Source organism: Paenibacillus sp. N3.4, from assembly GCF_008017805.1.
In the GTDB taxonomy this organism is placed as follows: domain Bacteria; phylum Bacillota; class Bacilli; order Paenibacillales; family NBRC-103111; genus Paenibacillus_E.
Window position 1 is genome coordinate 77,666 of sequence record NZ_VRTT01000006.1, and the last position, 18,007, is coordinate 95,672.

Below are 18,007 nucleotides of genomic sequence, written 5' to 3' on the forward strand. Positions count from 1 at the left end.
TCTACCCCCATTTTAATGTTGTTGCTCCCCAGGCATAGCCAATCCCTGCGCTAACAAGGACTACAACGGAACCGGGCTTGATTCGTCCAGAATCAACTCCTAATTCAAGAGATAAGATCTGATCCATCTGACCAATATGCCCGTAATCACTTAAATAAATCGATTGATCCTCACGCAGATTAAGTTCTTTGAGCACATAATCATGTGCTGACTTTTTCATATGCAAAATGCCGATATAATCGATATCATGTTCTGTATATCCGCTCCGCTGCAGCGATTGGCGTACCACCGCCAAGAAATTAGCCATCGACTTCTGCTCCAGTCGTTCCTTCATCCCTTCAGGATCAGGAACGTCGAAGCAGCCGGTTGCGAATCGCTCTTGTTGACCAATATCCGCTTTTTGGGTTCCACCCCCGGGGATAATGACATCCTCGGAGAAGGAGCCGTCCGTGATGAGGGCGCTCTCTAGCAATAAGTTCCTATTCATCCCTTTACGGAGAATGATTGCGCCACCTCCGGCTGCTAAGTTAAACATGAACCGAGTACGCGGATTTCGGTAATCGATCAAATCCCCATTTCGATAGCCGCCAGCAAGCATAACGGTGCGAATCGAAGAATCGGCTAACATCATGCTTTGAGCGACTTTGAGCGCCATAACGGTCGTACTGCAGCGTAAAGCCACGTCGAAGCCCCAAGCGTTATGCGCGCCAATTTCTTGCTGAAGCTTCAATGCAGCCGTCCATACGGGATATTCTTTATATTCTTCGCCGATGTAAATGACAAGATCGATTTCCTTCGGGTCTAAGCCTGTTTTCTGAAGCGCTGTCTGCGCCGCTCGTATTCCCATAGCACAACTGTGATCTTCTTCACCGGGAATAGGCTTCTGAGTAATCCCAAGCTTGGTACGAACAATATGCTCAGGCACACCGGAGGCTTCGCTGATTTGCTGAGCCGTTATGACCTGCTTGGGGATATACATACCGGTACCGAGAATGCCAATTGATCTGTTATCTGTCATAAGATTATCCTCGTTTCAAAATCTGTTCCATATGTTCGCACAGCTCTTCCATAGAAGCTACCGTCATTTCCTCTTGCCCTTGGACATGGGTAACACGTATGCGCCAACGTTGCGATTCTTGAAGATCTTCTTGCCCCATAGGGCTGAATCGCACAACAAAGGACGTCACTTGCTGGTTGTCAGCCATCTCTAGCCCCTCCGCTCACGCGATGTTTTTTCCCGACGATTGTCCCGCCAGTGTCTGATCGTGCCAACAATTCCTTTGGGGAATAGCATGACGACAAGAATGTACAGTAATCCGAAGAAAATGATCCATCGCTCAAAAATCCAATGGACTTTGGCCAAACTTGTTAACTGCTCATGGGCGAGCTCGATAATGGCAGCTCCAAGTATGGCGCCAAACAGTGTTCCAACTCCCCCAATAATGGTCATCAGCAGCGCATCGACGTTTAAATCAAACGACAATACCGTTGTATTTACGAAGCGGAGCGTAACCACATACAAAGCGCCGCTTATTGAGGCAGCGATACCAGCAACTACACTGGCAATGACTTTATAATGAATGATTTCATAACCAAGCGATTGAGAACGCTGTTCGTTTTCTCGGATCGATTGAAGTACTCTTCCCAGAGGCGACATCGTGAACCTGCGCAGCATGAGAAAAACGAGAATCAACACCACAAATGAAACATAATAGAAAGTGAGACGATCTTTCAACAAATCAGGTATAGAAAATGTGAATCCATCGTTGCCCTTCGTCAATGAGCGCCACTTTTCGGCAATGACTAAAAACAATCCGGAGAAAGCGAGCGTCAACATCGCGTAGTAATGACTCTTCAACCTAAGAGACAGCATGCCTACGAAATAACTTACGATGGCAGAAAGGACAGCTCCAACGAGGACGGCTATCAATAATGATGGGATGGTCGGTCCTAACTTTTGCATCACGATTGCCACGCTATAAGCGCCTATCCCAAAAAACATGACATGGCCAAAAGAAACAATCCCCGTGTAGCCAAGCAGCAAATCATAACTCATAGCAAATATGGCAAGAATGAAAATATGTGTGATGACGATCATCGTCGCCCGTTCGTTATGAATAAGCGGAAAAAGCGCCGTCAGGACAGCAATCAAGGAAATAATAAGCAAGGACTTGTTCGATTGCAGCAGCTTTAACATTTCGTTACCCCCTTGCTCCAAATAATCCGGATGGCTTGAGCAGCAATACCGCAACCATGATGAGCATATTTACCGCCAGAGACAACTCAGGTACATAATACGCCATGAATGCTCCGGATAACCCAACAAGAATGGAAGCAAATAAAGTGCCTCTCATATTCCCCATGCCGCCTATGACCACAACGATGAAAGCTAGTATAGCGAACTGCATGCCCATATCGGCATGAATGACACCCGAATAGGGGGCGACGAATACGCCGGCCATCGAAGCTAGCGCTGCGCCAAGCATAAATACCATCGTGAAAACGCGTTTAATATTGACGCCAAGTGCTTCTACCATCTCTTTATTGATAACACCTGCTCGAACAATCAAGCCAAGACGCGTTCGATTCAACAGCAGTTGAAGGCCCGTGAATATGAGGAGACCAACTACAATAAGAAACAAGCGGTATTTAATAATAATGATTCCACCGATTTCCCAACTTCCGTCCAAGTAAGCAGGCACATTTACATTAAGAGGATTCGGTCCCCACACGACTTTTAACATCTCGCTCAGCACGAGCATAACCCCTAGCGTAACCAATATTTGCGTTACATGGCTGCCGTAAACCGGACGGATTATCCATTTTTCCATTAACAATCCCAGACACAAACCAGTTACAATTGCCCCTAAAATGGCAACAATGAAGCTCCCGGTCAGCATGTAAAACCATACACCCGAGTAAGCTCCCCAGGCGAACAAGCCTCCGTGGCTAAAATTCAATACGTCCATAAGTCCAAAGATTAAGGTTAGTCCTGCGGCCAGCAAAAAAAGCAGCATTCCTGTAGCTAATCCATTAATCGCGAGGTTCATCAGCACTTCCAATTGTGTGTTCCTCCTTCGCGTTTTCGTGAGAAAACAGCTTCGTATGCAGCTTGTTAAAGCTTGTTAACACATTCCTAGGCAATGCCTAAATATTTGCGCCGAAGATCTGCATCTGCTTTCATTTCGGGCATTTCGCCACCGCGTACCACACGTCCCTCATCGACTATATAGAAACGGTCGCCGATCGAACTGGCCATCATATAGTTTTGCTCGACAAGGACCACGGTTGTTTTCTTTTTCATCTGCAAAATAGACTGCATGAGCTTCTCAACCATGATAGGCGCCAGCCCTTTGCTAGGTTCGTCTATTAGTAAGAGTTGAATGTCATTGACATACGCTCTTGCTATGGACAGCATTTGTTTCTGTCCCCCACTTAGAAATCCTGCTTTTTTGTGCCAAAATGTCTTCAAATCCGGAAACAGGCTCAGAATCCATTCTTGTCGTTCCAGTGAAGCCTCATCACGCTTTTGCATCGCTACCTTCATATTTTCCTCAATCGTTAAATCTCCGAAAATGCCTTGATCTTCAGGTACGTAACCGATTCCTTTTTGCGATATCGCATAAGTCGGTAAACTGCCGACGGAATCTCCTCGATACAGAATAGTTCCGCTGCGGATCGGCACCATACCCATGATAGACCGAAGCGTCGTTGTTTTACCCGCTCCATTTCTACCAAACAAGACCGTGATTTCACCTTCACTAACATCAAAAGTAACACCCTGTAAAATATGGTACTGTTCAATATAAGAATGAATATTCTGCACGCTAAGAAGCGCCATCGTACAGCCCTCCCAAGTATGCCGATTGCACGATTTCGTTACGCATAATGTCCTCCACGGAACCATCCGCCAAAAACTTTCCATTAAATAACACCATAATCGAGTCACGACAGATCCAACACCATATCCATTTTGTGTTCGAATCAGAATAATTGTCTTATCTCCTTGCTGTTTGATCTTATGAATAACTTCCAGAATCGTAGGCACTTCCTCCAATGACATGCCGGCGGTAGGCTCGTCTAGCAGCAGGATCTCGGATTTAAGAGCCAGCAGCATAGCGATTTCCAGCTTTCTTTTCTCACCGTGAGCAAGATTTTTGGCAAGCGCTTGCGCTTTGCCATTGAGTAATACCGTTTGCAGCAGCTCGTAAGCTTGCTCCTCCAGGTGGCTGAACTTGCGAAAATGCGAGAACATGTTATAACGAATGCCGGCCTGCGCTTGAACAGCCAATCTGACATTCTCTAAGACCGTCAAGTTCGGAAACACATTCGTAAGTTGAAAAGAACGTCCCATGCCGAGATTTACTCTCTGTGTCGGGGATAACTTGGTTATGTCCTTTCCCTTAAAGTAAACGGATCCGGAAGTAGGCTTCAATTGACCGCTAAGCAAATTGAAAAAGGTCGTCTTGCCCGCGCCGTTGGGACCGATAATTGATTTAAAGTGATGGCTAGGCATTTGAAAATGAACCTCATTAACGGCCGTATGCCCTCCAAAAGCAATCGTTAGTCCTTTGGTTTCCAGGATAGGTTCCATGTCTTCACTCCTTTAAGCCTAAAATATATACAAATCGGAGGAGGGCGCCAGAAACCGTCGCTTCTCCTCCTGGTTCATCCTATTTCTTGTTTTGAATCGGCGGAACCGTTTCGTCTGCTGTCATTTCACGAATAAGCACAGGAATCGGATAATCGAATCCGTCTTTTTTCTCTAATCGAACTGCGTACATAGGCTGCAGCGCTTGGTGATCTTCCTTGCGGAATGTCATCTTACCCTTTGGCGTATCGAATGACATGCCTTCCATTGCCGGAATCAGCTTATCCGAGCTTGAATCGCCGTTTGTTTTCTTAAGTGCCTCTACAGCAGCAATGGCTGCGGACATTCCGCCTGGTGTGAACAGGTCCGGAACTTCATTATTAAAACGTTTCTTATGCTCATCTACGAGCCATTTATTGATATCGTTCTGAGGAAGCGTGTGATAATACACAGAGAAGCCTTCCATGCCAATCAGGTCATTCATCGTTTTCAGCGCTGCAATATCGGGAGCTCCTGTAGAAATTTTGATCCCTTGCTGCTGCACTTTCATATCCTGAAACTGTTTCCAAGGGGAGTTCGCTCCGGCCCAAACGACGAATAAATAATCCGGCTTTGCGCTAAGAACCTTCTGAATGTTGGCCGTATAATCCGTTGCCTTGGGATCTGCGTACTGCTCAGAAATAATGGTAGCCCCAAGTTTCAAGGCCGCTACCTTAAAGGCAGCGATTCCATCGCGACCAAAAGAGCTGTCAGGTGCGAATGTAGCGATCTTGACGCCTTTCTTTGCAATGGCAGCTGCTCCGGCAACCGCATCCTGCGAGGAGTTCCGTGCGGTACGGAAAATATACTTATTCCAGTTAGCGCCCGTAATGCTGTCGGCTACGGCTGGTTCAACGATCATAACTTTTTTATATTCTTCTGCAAGAGGAAGAACAGCAAGCGTATCACCTGAACTGGAGGAACCGACCAACAGATCCACTTTATCTTTTTCCAAAAGCTTCGTTGCTTTCTGGACCGCTACATCCGGCTTCGTTTCTGTATCCTCTATGATGATTTCAATGGGGCGTCCGCCAATTTCTTTTGTTCCTTTTGTCGCATATTCAATACCTAGTTGAAAACCGCGTTCCGTTTGCTTCCCATAACTTTCCAGAGCACCCGTTTTGGAAGCCAGTAAACCAATTTTGATTGGCGTTTTATTCGCACTGGCTGCAGGAGCTTTTGTTGAAGCGCTTACAGTTGCTGCGGGCGTGTTATTTGGTTGGCTTGTTGATCCTCCACTACCGCTTGTGCCTTGGCTGCAACCCGTTAAAGCAACGGCAGCGCCTAGCATCGATATTGCTCCAAGACGTGATAACTTTCTAGCAAACATGGTTAAATCCCCCTCAATGGATAATGGTTCGATCTAGTTTTAATTCTATCCAGTCAGGTTACAAATCAGTTACATACGTTTGCATCACGGTGTCATACATCATCTTCGTACTTTCCATTGGAGCGACGCCCAGCTCACGGTCCAGCTCCTTGCAGCAGCGATAATACCACTTGAGCGCTTGATTTCGATTGTTCTGTCTGTAATGGCAGTACATGAGCAAGCGGTAAGCTTCTTCCCAGCATTCGTCGGTTTGAACAATGCGCTCACACCAATGGATAGCACGGTCAAACGCTTCGGTTTCCACACACAGTTTTGCCATTCGTTCCAAAGAACGCAGATACAATACCTGGATACGCTCGCGCTCCTCTATGCACCAGTCGTCGTAACGACGGTCCGGCATATAATCTCCGTGATACAGCTGTAAGCCTTTTTCCAGCAAAACCGTCGCACGTTCTCCGTTTGTTTCCTCAAGACCGCCTTTGACATGCGCCTCAAACTCAACGACATCCAAAATAAGGCCTGAAGCCAAGTTCAATCCATAAGAGATACCATGACGCTGTACAAAGAACGGATTCGATCTTGCCTGTCTTCCCGGCTCCAAAGCAGAGTTGAGAGCATTTAATGCAACTTTGAAGTCCCGCGCTCCCGATTTTTCGTCTAAATCAGGGTATAGGAGAGACATGATCTCTTCCTTTGGCACGAGTTGTTTTCTTTTGACAACTAATAGTTGAAATAGTTCTTTTGCTTTTCCCCGCTGCCAATCCTTATCGGACAGTTCTCTATCTCCCAAAAACACCTTGAATTCACCTAGCGTTTGGATGCGAAGTGTGTATCCGGGATGATAGGCCGCTTGTTCCAATCCTAACCCCGATAATAAGTACGAAGCGTAGTGACTGACAGGTGCGTGGCTTTGTGCGGCAATGAGCATCGGGACTAGCTGCTGGATATCCTTGGGTCCGTACAAAGTGCGCTTTTGAACCAAGTACTCATAGTCCCCGTTCTGCATCATAACTAGAAGCCTTTCGAGATGCTGGAGGAATTGCAGCTCCCCTTCGCTTTGGTAAGCGACCCATGTCCGCCACAAGAGCGCTATCGTCATCCCATAGCTATCCCCGCATTCAGCAAAGAGAACTTCGATCTCGGCCAGTAAATCATCAGCTTCGGCGAGCTTTCCATGATAGATATGAGCAACTGCGATGCTTAAACGAATCCAGGCAGACAGCCACGCATCGCTGACTTGTTCAGTTTCCTGCAAAGCCATTCTGCCATACTGAAAAGCGGATTCGAATGATCCGGCTCGCCCATGAAGCAAACATAAACCCATGAGAGCTCAGCTTTGCCTCGCGATACTTCCAAGCCTTCCATCATCTCCTGCGAAGTTCGATAGCAACCCAGCGCAACATCGAACTTTACATTCGATAATAGCTGTGCCGCATGGCCCATGCGCATCCAACCGCATGCTTCTGCAAAAGGCGATTCTGTACGAATACCCTGCAGCATCCCTTCTTGTGCGGCTGCCTTCGCTTTCTCAGGATAGCCTATCATCGACTCAATCAAGGATGTGATAATCATTAATTCACGGTGCGACCGTGAGAGAATTAAACCGCCCTTGGCAGTCTCCTCCTCTTTAAGCTTCTCAAGCAAACGTAACGCGGTTGACAACTTTCCGCTTCGCAGATTCATTCGAATCTCCAGTACATCTTCTTTGAAGCTAGGATCCAGTTCACGGCACCTTACAACCCAGTGCTCAGCATCAGCGGCACGACCGGAATTGACCAGATTTTCGGCGAGCAAACTGTATAATCGCAAGCGATCTTCTTTCACGTCCGTCGTTGATTCATCGAGACTTTCGATAAGTTCAAGCGATTCTTTCAGCAGCGCATCCGCTTTTCTTGGTTGAATAGTGTCCAAAAACACGCGTGCTTGCCCTTCCAGCGCTGCGGCTTGTATTTGAATATCTCCATTCGTACGCGCCAGTTGTTTCGCCCGCTCATAACAAGTTTGCGCCTTATCGTACAAACAGCGATACCTATATGCTTCTCCCTGATACACCCATAGCCACACATAGTGATCCATCAAAGAATAGGCCAGCGTATTCGTTAGCTCCAACAATTTGCTAAGACGTCCTGTCTTAACCAGCATTTTCCCATGATGATGAAGCACAGCAGCTATTCCTTGCTGATCGCTAATCATTTGATAATGATACAGAGCCGATTCCGGTTGTTGATACTCGATATAATAGCGAGCGGCGCCCTCATGCAGAAAGCGAAACCGATTGTCCTCACTTTTTAGACGCTGCACGAGAAATTCCCGAAACATCGCATGGTACCGATATTGATGCTCACCCGTTTGAAATAAAAACAAGCGCAAGCTGCATATTCGATCCAGTAATACATGGGATTCATGCCATCCATACAACTTGTCGCAAAGAGACGCATGGAAGTCATCAAAAATGCATGTGCGCAGAAGAGCATCGCGAATTTCTTCCGACTGCTTGCTAAACACTTCCATCGCAAGATAGCGGAACAGATCGTCCATTGAGTGCCCATCGTGTTCCAGGATCAGCTCCAACTTTCTGCCAAGGGTAAGCTGCTGCCAAATCATTTGGACAGCCATCACCCAGCCTTCTGTTTTCTTATAAATCGCTTGGACTTCTGCTTCGCCAAGGGCAAGCTCATAATAATCGGCAAACAAGACTTCGATTTCCTCTGCCGAGAATGCAAGATCTGATTCCCCTATTTCAAGCAGTTCTGCTTTTACTTTCATGGAAGTAAGAGCTTCCCACTGCGGTTTCGTTCTGCCAGAGAGTACAAGATGAACTTGTTGAGGGAGATGACGAATCATATATTCCAAACTTTTGGATACAGAAACCGAATGTTCGACGAGATGGTAATCGTCAATGACGACGACGACTTCATCGCTAACCATCATCAATTCATTCAAAAAAGTATCGCTAAGCACATAGAGATCCTGCTCATCGGAGCCGTAGTTCCCTTCTATCAAGGAATCTATAATCTGTTCTCCAAAATTGGGATACTCTGTCCGTATTGCTTGAACCAAATACTGAAAAAAAGGAACCAGATCATCTTCGCGTTCTCCGCAGCTATACCAGCAGACGGCAATACGTTCCATTCGAAAAAAAGAAGACAGAGCTGTACTCTTCCCATAACCGGGACCACTTTGAACAATCGTCAAGGGATACTCGAAAACCTGCTTGAGACGTTTGTTCAAGGATTGTCTTTGCAGTGTATTCTTTTTTAACTGAGGCGGAGTGATCTTGGTAAACAAGATCGACTTGGCTGGTCTCATGTCCATCTCCTTGTAAACGCTTTTTCTAATTCTACCATAGGTTAAAGAATTGCGGGCAAGCTAGTTTAAGAGATTCTCCTATTGTTGAACGTGATTGCTAAATGCCAATACGATACTTTTCTTATCGATCTTTCCCACAGGCGTTTTAGGAAGTGCTGTTACAAAAATTATTTTTTTGGGCACCTTATACTTGCCGATATGATTGGCGCAGTAAGCTTGCAGCTCTTCACAGCTTGCCTGACAGCCTTCGCGCAATACAATCACTGCGGTTACCAGCTCCCCCCATTTCGCATCGGGCAATCCGATCACAGCCGCTTCAGCTACATAGGCATGCTGTTGTAAATGATGCTCGATCTCAAGCGGATACACATTTTCACCACCGGTAATAATCATATCTTTCTTACGGCCAACAATGTAATAAAATCCTTCGTCATCAAAGCGCCCCAAGTCACCAGTACAAAACCATTCTCCGCTGCAAGCATCCGCCGAAGCAGCTGGATTGTTCCAGTAAGCTTCAAATAGGTGGTGTCCGCTGATTTGAATTTCCCCCACTTCGTTGACGGCAGCAGCTTCACCTTGCTCATTCACGATGCGTATGCGGTTACATATCATCGGACGTCCAACCGATCCCCGCTTTCGCAGCGCATCAATGGGATCGATGTAGAAATTGTTGGGTCCTGCTTCTGTCATCCCGTAACCTTCTTTGAACGGTAACTTTTTAGCCTCAAATGCATCATAGATCGTAAGTGGGCAAGGGCGCCCCCGGAAATAAAAGCTCGCATATGACTGAAAGCAGATTCACTGAAAGATTTCGTTTGAATAAGTAGGTGGTACATCGTTGGCACCATCAGCACGACCGTACAGCGGCTGCTCTCCAAGAGATGAACCGCTCCCACCGCTTCAAATTCTCGTTCAACGATGACGCAGCCTCCGGCTAATAATACCGGCAGTGAAAGGGCATTGATACCACCCGTATGAAACATGGGCAAGAAAGTTATCGTAATGTCTTTCTCGGTCAATCCCCAGCTAATGATTGTATTCGCAGCATTGGCATAGATCGAACGATGGGAAAGGACGACTCCTTTGGGCTTTCCTGTTGTCCCACCGGTGTAAATCATTAACAAGGGGTCTCTAGCTTCTCGTGTTTGGTCGACGATTGCCGTTTGATCACATGCACAGGCTTCGAGATAGGACTCACTCTGTAAGCAGATACGACGATCAAGATGAACATCGGCTACAAGTGCCTCCAACTCTTCACTATAGAAAACGATCCTATAAGAGCAATCTTCTAAAATATACGTCAGCTCCAGTGTAGAAAGACGCCAGTTTAATGGAACTAATATGGCTCCTACTCGGCTGCAAGCGAATAACAATTCAATATAACAAAGACCGTTAGGAGCAAGCAGCGCCACGCGATCACCTTTAATTATTCCCCAATGCTGCATGGCGGCAGCCAAACGTTCAACTCTATCATGCACCTGACGGTATGTCCAACTTACTCCGGTTTGCTTATCCACTATCGCCGTATTGTTCGGAGTTATTTGACTCCTCCGTTCAAACCATTCCGTTTCCCAACTATTCACGCTTTTTTCCCTCCATGTTCCGCCACTGATGCTACGACTCTTTTATTTGCTGAGTTTATTTGTACAACAGAGTGGTTACAAATCGGTTACACGGATCGCTGAACTACAAAAAAATCGTCTACCCACCTTACACCTTTTCAGGTAAGATAGTTGACGATTATAGATGTCGTGTATGCATCAGCCTCTCTCAACAAGCATAGCCACACCTTGACCGCCGCCAATGCACAGAGCAGCTAAGCCGATTTTCCCATTACGTTTATCCAACTCATGAAGCAGAGACACCAGAATGCGGGCTCCGCTAGCTCCAATTGGGTGCCCCAGCGCTAGTGCGCCGCCGTTGACATTTAACTTAGCAGATGGAATACCGAGATCGCGCCCTATAGCCAATGATTGGGAGGCAAAAGCCTCATTCATCTCGAACAGGTCAATCTCTTCCAAAGATACGCCCGTTTTCTTGAGCAGCGACCGAGTAGCTCCTATGGGTCCCAGACCCATCAAAGATGGCTCTAATGCGGAGCTGGCATAACCGCGGATACGGGCTAACGGTTTCAATCCGAGCTCATCCGCCTTCTGTGCAGACATGACCACGAGTGCAGCAGCGCCGTCGTTGATGCCTGAGGCATTGCCTGCAGTAACCGTTCCATCCTGCTTGAAAGATGGCCGCAGCTTTCCTAGCGTTTCCACCGTCGTTCCGGCGCGAGGGAACTCGTCTTGAGCAAAGCGCAGCGGATCTCCTTTCCGTTGAGGAATCGAGACAGGAACGATTTCATCGTTGAAGCGACCCGAAGACAACGCCTGCTGGGCTTTTTCCTGGCTCCAGACCGCAAATTCATCTTGCTCCGCACGTGTAAATCCGTAGCGCTGAGCCACATTTTCCGCGGTAATGCCCATATGGATGTCGCACATCGCGCACCATAGCCCGTCACGAACCATGGAGTCTACCATCGGGGAATCGCCCATTCTAAGGCCGGCGCGTGCCCCTTGAAGGAGGTAGGGCGCTTGGCTCATGTTCTCCATTCCCCCGGCCACAATGATGTCGGTATCCCCGAGCCGGACCGCTTGTGCGGCCAGCATCACCGCTTTCAGCCCTGATCCGCAGACTTTGTTAATCGTCACAGCAGGAACAAAGTCATTGAAGCCTGCTTTTAACCATGCTTGTCTCGCCGGATTTTGGCCGATGCCGGCTTGAAGGACATTCCCCATAATCACTTCATCCACTTGATTCTCGCTAACATGGGCCCGCTCTAATGCCTCCCGAATAACAACGCTGCCGAGCTCGGGTGCGCTGATTCCGGATAGAGTTCCCATAAAATTACCTATTGCAGTCCGTACAGCACTGACGATCACGGCTTCTGATTGCATCCTTGTCATCCTTTCGTCACTTGTTCGTTTGTAAGATAAGGAGAAAGCGAAAAAGCTGCTTCCGTTTTCACACGAACTTCATCCAACGTAGCACCCGGCTGCAATTCAACCAAAATCATTCCGCTATCGGTAAAGTCAAAAACCGCCAGATCGGTAATAAGCCGATTCACAACGGCTTTGCCCGTGAGGGGCAGGGTGCATGCAGCTTTCACTTTGGACTCTCCATGTTTATTGACATGCTCCATAATGACCACGATCCGCTGCGCGCCGCTGACAAGATCCATGGCGCCGCCCATGCCTTTGACCATTTTGCCCGGAATCATCCAGTTAGCCAAGTCCCCGTTAGCAGACACTTCCATGGCCCCAAGAATGGCCAAGTGAACATGACCACCCCGAATCATTGCGAACGATTCTGCGCTGTCAAAGTAGGAGGCTCCCGGTATAGCGGTGATCGTTTCTTTGCCAGCGTTAATTAAATCCGGATCTTCTTCTCCTGCAAAGGGATAGGGACCTATGCCAAGCAGCCCATTTTCGGAGTGAAGCAACACATTAATATCTTGCGGTATGTAGCTGGCAATCAAGGTAGGCATACCTATGCCCAAATTGACATACATCCCGTCTTTAATTTCCAGCACAGCGCGTTTTACAATTCTGGTGCGATCGTCACTCATATGCTCATCTCTCCTCACCGTTTTCATAAGAAAACTTACCTGTTTTGAACCGTAAGACGCTCGATCCGTTTTTGGCTGGTTGCTTTTACGATTCGTTGTACATAGATGCCCGGCGTATGAATTTCATCCGGTAGAAGTTCTCCCGCCTGTACAATTTCCTCCGCCTCCACAATGGTCACTTTCCCTGCGGTTGCCGCAATGGGATTGAAATTCCGCGATGTTTTGCGATACACCAAATTACCCAGCGTGTCAGCTTTCCAAGCTTTCACAAGGGCAAAATCTCCAATAATGCCATGCTCCAAAATATAAGTGCGTCCATCGAACATTTTATGTTCTTTGCCTTCGGCAACTAAAGTACCTACTCCAGTAGCGGTGTAAAAACCAGGTATTCCTGCACCACCGGCACGAATCCGTTCCGCCAACGTTCCTTGCGGAACAAGCTCTACTTCAAGCTCTCCGCTCAAAAATTGCTGTTCAAACATTTTATTTTCTCCTACATAAGAAGAAATCATTTTCTTAATTTGTTGAGTCGCCAACAGCCGCCCAAGTCCCCAATCGTCCACACCGCAATTGTTGCTGACAACGGTCAGACCTGTAGTCCCCTGATCCCTAAGAGCCTCTATTAAATTTTCTGGAATACCGCATAGCCCAAACCCTCCAACTATCAGCGTAGAACCGCTTTGAATATCCTGAATAGCCTCAGTAACGGATGAAAATAATTTATTCATGCTGTTCCTCTCCTTTAAACTATTTTCTATAGGGTTCTACTGCGCAGTGTAACCTCCGTCAATGAGCAGAGAGGCACCCGTTACGCCCTTCATTTTGTCGCTGGCAATCAGCATAGCAAAATCGGCGATTTCTTCTACGGGCAAAAGCCTCTTTTGAGGTACGAGCGGATAAATCACGTCTTCCAACACTTTATCTAAAGGAACTTGACGGGTTCTGGATAAATCCTCCAGTTGACCTCTCACGAGAGGCGTGTCCACATAGCCCGGACATAGAGCATTTACAGTAATACCGTGAGATGCTCCTTCCAATGCAGCTACCTTTGTTAAACCGATCAATCCATGCTTCGCGCTATTGTATGCGGCCTTCCCAGCAAACCCGATGACACCGTTGATCGATGCCATGTTAATGATGCGTCCATAGTTTTGGCGTTTCATGATAGGGAAAGCAAGCTTAATACCGATAAATGCCCCTGTCAGCATCACTTTCAGCATAAATTCAAACGTTTCCACCGGAAATTCCTCAATCGGCGAAATATATTGTAGGCCTGCATTATTGACGAGAATATCCAGTCTTCCATAGATCTGTTCCGTTTTGCGGATGGCTCCTGCATATTGCTCTTCCTGAGTAACATCGCAGTTAAGCCCAATGGCTTCAAATCCTTCTCGTCTAAGTTCCTCCGCGACCAAATCGGCTTGCTCCCCATTTACATCGGAAATAATCACTTTGGCTCCTTCTCGTGCATAAGTCCGGGCAATTTCAAGACCGATTCCGCTGGCTGCACCTGTTATGAATGCTACTCGGCCTTCCAAAAAACCTGACATATGAAATCCCTCCGTTCGTAATCGAAACGCTTACATAATTAAATTCATTTTACAACCGCATAGGCAGGAGGTAAAATTCATTTGTAGCATGTTTACCATGAAAATTGTCTATAGGTCGGAGAGGATCCCATGGATATCAAGCATTTAACCTATTTACTTGAGATTGTAAAACAGCTCAATTTCACGAAAGCAGCTGAATCCTTACATTTAACCCAACCTACTCTGAGTAAAATGGTGAGGAGTCTTGAAGATGAGCTCGGCGTTACACTATTTGATCGATCCGGCAAATATATTAAATTAACGGATGCCGGCATCGCCGCGGTTCAGCAAATTCAAGTCATTGTCCAGGCCGTCCAAGACCTACACACATCCCTAAACGATGTATCCAACCTGAGAACAGGCTCTATACGGATCGGCTTACCTCCAGTGATCGGGACCATCTTTTTCCCACATGTTGTTGCCGCATTTCAAAAGGCCTACCCACAAATCGATTTTCAAATCATAGAAGAAGGCGCTAAAAAAGTGGAAAGTCGCATTCTGGAAGGCAACCTCGACCTCGGTGTGGTCGTTGCTCCAGTAGATACGGATGAGTTTGAAATCATGCCTTATTTGGAAGAAGAATTAGCTCTCATTCTTCATGAATCCCACCCTTTAGCGGCGAATCCTTCCGTTCCTCTCTTGGAATTAAGAAGGGAGCCGTTTATTCTGTTTCCCAACGGATTTGCAGTTCGGAAGCATATTATGCAGGCTTGCAGCACCGTAGGTTTTGAACCTCGCGTTACTTATGAGAGTGCCCATTGGGATCTTCTTGCGGAAATGGTAGCGGCCAATACAGGCATCTCCATCCTGCCCCAGGCCATTTGCTGCAAAATCAACAATCCATCCGTGAAAACGGTACGGTTAACCAACCCGACGATCCCCTGGAATCTGATCATCATTTGGAACAAAGCGAAGTATCAATCCTATGCCATGAGGGAGTTTAAGCGCTTTATTACATATTCCGCCAAGCCTTCCCGCACTATTCCGGACTCGTCTAGTTTGATTTAAACCTAGATTTCGCATTTCCCATCAATTCGACTGCCTGTTTTTGAAAAGGAATTACCATCATTTAGAAACTTTTCTCATTTTTGTTCGTAAAAGGAAGGTAACGTTTTCTAAACTACAGAATTGAGGGAGTGAATGGTTTGAAAAAAATGAAACGAACACTACATACACTTAGCAAGTCCATGTTTATAACAGTTCTAGGAGTAAGTGTACTGGCTTCAAGCGCACTTGCCGCGGAGATGGGCACCACAACTGCCCAACACGTGGTATCCGTTACCGAAAGCGCGGCATCAACGAACAGTATAAGTTCAAACTTAAATCCTGCTGATGCAAAAATTTCGAAAGATCTGGCTGTTGAACGGACAAAAAAGCTGTTTCCTGCTTTAAAAGAGGCAACCGTACAATCTGTTGATTTCGGCGATCCCAACACCTATCCGCCTCGTAATGAGAAAGTCTGGACGATTCAGTGGGAATTCAAAACCGAAAATGGAAGCTCCGGATTCAGCAGCAGAGTCGATGCTATGAATGGCGACTTGCTGCAAATGTATGTGCCTTCTCTTAATGACCCACGCAGCATCACCCATTTCCCTCCCAAAGTATCGAGAGAAGAGGCACAGAAGCTTGCTAAAGATTTTATCCTTCAAGCTGCCCCTTCGATCACATCCTATAGTTTGCAAATGAATGACGATGATACACAATTTAAAGGCCAAACTTCTTTGTTTGGGCCTGTTCAATATAATTTCAATTACAATATTCAAATAAATGGCGTGAAATTGAATAATGGCGGGGTTCAAGTAACGGTAGACGGAGAAGGAAATGTCATTCAGTTTTATAAAGCTCCTCAATACAGCAGTTACCCGTCAACTGAACCCAAAATAACGTTGGAACAAGCGACGACGTTTGCAAAGAAACATCAAGAAGCAGAATTACAGTACATTCCGATCCGTAAAGGAGGAGGCAAAGTTCAATCCTGGTGGTTGGGATATGTGCCAAGTCTTCATCCGATTGATGCGCAAACCGGGCAATTTGTGACGCAAGGCATGTCAAGCAGCAATCAAGGACCAATCTATGTGGCTGTACCTAAAAAAGATAAAGTATTTACCCCTATTACGGCAGATGGAGAATTGACAGCCGAACAAGCTGCACAAATCGTGGAGCAAGCTTTCCCTTTGCTAAAAGATAAAAAGCTCCAGCAAAAATCTCTTAATGATGGCTGGAGCGCTGATAATCATAAAGTATGGTCGATAAATTGGGGAAATGAAGAACTTAGGATGGGGATGGGACCTTTTGGATCATCAAACAGAGCTACCGTGGACGCCCAAACTGGAATTATTGTGCAATACTCAACAGACATCTTCGGTCCTTACCCGCCTGCTGCAAAGCCAGTATCAAATGAACCCGTAATCTCGAAGGAAGCAGCACTGCAGAAAGCTGAAGAACTGATCAATCTCATTTATCCAAATGCCAGTGAAGTTTTAAAACGAATGGAAACCAACAACAGCGAGGATGATTCATCTAATCCACTACAAAACTATTCATTTTCCTTTCAAAGATTTTATAAAGGGCTGTTAGTCAATGGTGACAATGTAAACATAACGTTAGATTTGCAAGGAAATGTGACTAATTATTATGGGAACAGGACGACTTTGGATGACCAAGTTATGGGGGCTCTGAAACTTAATTTATCTAAGGAGCAAGCGCTGAGTCAGATCTGGGAATCAACGAAACTTGAATTGGAGTTAAATTCTCTGGGAGGATACACGATCAATAATACATATGAACAACCGATTGCTAAATTAGTATACAATCAAATTTTTAAAACCGGCAGTTTGAATTTCAAAGCACTGGATGCGACCGATGGCACTTGGAAACTCTTGTGGTCTGATCAGACCACAACTCCGCAGACTTCCGTGAAGCCAACCGATATTACGGATCACTGGGCGCAAAAAGACCTTGAGACTATGGTTCAATATCAAGTCCTTACAACGGATGATTCTGGAAAGCTGAACCCAAACCAAACGATCAAGTATGGGGATTGGCTTACGATGATGGCGACAGCTCTAACACCTCAATACAAAAATTATTACAATGGAAACAGAAACGACAAACCGCTATTTGCGGATATCACGGAAACTAGCCCTTATTTTGATGCTGTCCGGACATTCGTACAACAAAAGTGGCTGGAAGCAGAGGTGAATGGCCATTTAAACGCTGATCAAGAATTAACACGCGAAACATTGGCATCTTCATTAGTTCATATCGTGAAATACAATAAACTGGCGAGCCTTTTTGCTCCTACTGCCAAAGATCTTCCTTTCACAGACAGCGATTTGATTAAGAATAAATCTGATGTAGCATTAGCCGTTAAACTTGGGCTTATGGAAGGTTCCGATGGCGCTTTTAATCCATCAGCCAAAGTAACTAAAGCGGAAGCTGCAGTTATCATCATGCGTCTTGTTCATTTACAAGGTAAGCTTGATCAAACAATAGGCCAATAAATTTTGGATCCTTCATGAAAATAGTGTTAT

At 46.2% G+C, this 18,007-nt stretch carries 15 protein-coding genes and 2 pseudogenes; 2 read left to right on the forward strand and 15 right to left on the reverse strand.

Features of this window, described 5'->3' with window-relative positions:
* Position 1 precedes the first annotated feature (1 nt).
* The 15 genes and pseudogenes from FU659_RS05335 to FU659_RS05395 form a co-directional block, all read right to left on the reverse strand.
* Positions 2 to 1,018, reverse strand: coding sequence for a 3-oxoacyl-ACP synthase (locus tag FU659_RS05335; protein ID WP_147946602.1), 1,017 nt, complete (start codon positions 1,016 to 1,018; stop codon positions 2 to 4).
* A gap of 4 nt (positions 1,019 to 1,022) precedes the next feature.
* Positions 1,023 to 1,205, reverse strand: coding sequence for a hypothetical protein (locus FU659_RS05340; protein WP_147946603.1), 183 nt, complete (start codon positions 1,203 to 1,205; stop codon positions 1,023 to 1,025).
* 2 nt (positions 1,206 to 1,207) lie between these two features.
* Positions 1,208 to 2,197, reverse strand: a complete 990-nt coding sequence (locus FU659_RS05345; protein ID WP_147946604.1) for a branched-chain amino acid ABC transporter permease — start codon at positions 2,195 to 2,197, stop codon at positions 1,208 to 1,210.
* Between the two features lie 4 nt (positions 2,198 to 2,201).
* Entirely contained in the window at positions 2,202 to 3,062 is an 861-nt protein-coding gene (locus FU659_RS05350) for a branched-chain amino acid ABC transporter permease (RefSeq protein WP_147946605.1), read from the reverse strand.
* 74 nt (positions 3,063 to 3,136) lie between these two features.
* Complete coding sequence (locus FU659_RS05355) at positions 3,137 to 3,841, reverse strand: ABC transporter ATP-binding protein (protein ID WP_147946606.1); 705 nt, start codon at positions 3,839 to 3,841, stop codon at positions 3,137 to 3,139.
* Positions 3,828 to 4,594, reverse strand: a pseudogene (locus FU659_RS05360) (ABC transporter ATP-binding protein). The gene FU659_RS05355 and the pseudogene FU659_RS05360 overlap by 14 nt, the downstream one beginning before the upstream one ends.
* A 79-nt stretch (positions 4,595 to 4,673) precedes the next feature.
* On the reverse strand, positions 4,674 to 5,960 hold the full coding sequence (locus tag FU659_RS05365) for a substrate-binding domain-containing protein (protein ID WP_261807630.1): 1,287 nt from the start codon (positions 5,958 to 5,960) through the stop codon (positions 4,674 to 4,676).
* Between the two features lie 58 nt (positions 5,961 to 6,018).
* Complete coding sequence (locus FU659_RS05370) at positions 6,019 to 7,221, reverse strand: AfsR/SARP family transcriptional regulator (RefSeq protein WP_187273914.1); 1,203 nt, start codon at positions 7,219 to 7,221, stop codon at positions 6,019 to 6,021.
* Positions 7,161 to 9,269, reverse strand: coding sequence for a winged helix-turn-helix domain-containing protein (locus FU659_RS35135; RefSeq protein ID WP_187273915.1), 2,109 nt, complete (start codon positions 9,267 to 9,269; stop codon positions 7,161 to 7,163). Before FU659_RS35135 ends, FU659_RS05370 begins: the two co-directional genes overlap by 61 nt.
* Positions 9,270 to 9,347: 78 nt before the next feature.
* Positions 9,348 to 9,662 (reverse strand): AMP-binding enzyme, encoded by a 315-nt coding sequence (locus FU659_RS38700; RefSeq protein ID WP_397355113.1) that lies wholly within the window; start codon positions 9,660 to 9,662, stop codon positions 9,348 to 9,350.
* Positions 9,663 to 9,833: 171 nt separating this feature from the next.
* Positions 9,834 to 10,852, reverse strand: a pseudogene (locus FU659_RS38190) (AMP-binding protein); the annotation flags it as partial.
* Between the two features lie 177 nt (positions 10,853 to 11,029).
* Complete coding sequence (locus tag FU659_RS05380) at positions 11,030 to 12,214, reverse strand: acetyl-CoA C-acetyltransferase (protein WP_147946608.1); 1,185 nt, start codon at positions 12,212 to 12,214, stop codon at positions 11,030 to 11,032.
* 5 nt (positions 12,215 to 12,219) lie between these two features.
* Positions 12,220 to 12,885, reverse strand: a complete 666-nt coding sequence (locus FU659_RS05385; RefSeq protein ID WP_147946609.1) for a CoA transferase subunit B — start codon at positions 12,883 to 12,885, stop codon at positions 12,220 to 12,222.
* A gap of 35 nt (positions 12,886 to 12,920) precedes the next feature.
* On the reverse strand, positions 12,921 to 13,613 hold the full coding sequence (locus FU659_RS05390) for a CoA transferase subunit A (RefSeq protein ID WP_147946610.1): 693 nt from the start codon (positions 13,611 to 13,613) through the stop codon (positions 12,921 to 12,923).
* Between the two features lie 36 nt (positions 13,614 to 13,649).
* Positions 13,650 to 14,435, reverse strand: a complete 786-nt coding sequence (locus FU659_RS05395; protein ID WP_147946611.1) for a 3-hydroxybutyrate dehydrogenase — start codon at positions 14,433 to 14,435, stop codon at positions 13,650 to 13,652.
* A gap of 129 nt (positions 14,436 to 14,564) precedes the next feature.
* On the opposite strand from FU659_RS05395, the gene FU659_RS05400 reads away from it, so the two are divergent.
* Positions 14,565 to 15,482 (forward strand): LysR family transcriptional regulator, encoded by a 918-nt coding sequence (locus tag FU659_RS05400; protein ID WP_147946612.1) that lies wholly within the window; start codon positions 14,565 to 14,567, stop codon positions 15,480 to 15,482.
* Positions 15,483 to 15,628: 146 nt separating this feature from the next.
* Positions 15,629 to 17,977 carry an S-layer homology domain-containing protein gene (locus FU659_RS05405; RefSeq protein WP_261807637.1) on the forward strand — a complete coding sequence of 783 codons (2,349 nt, stop codon included), beginning with the start codon at positions 15,629 to 15,631 and terminating at the stop codon, positions 17,975 to 17,977.
* The last annotated feature ends 30 nt before the right edge of the window (positions 17,978 to 18,007 follow it).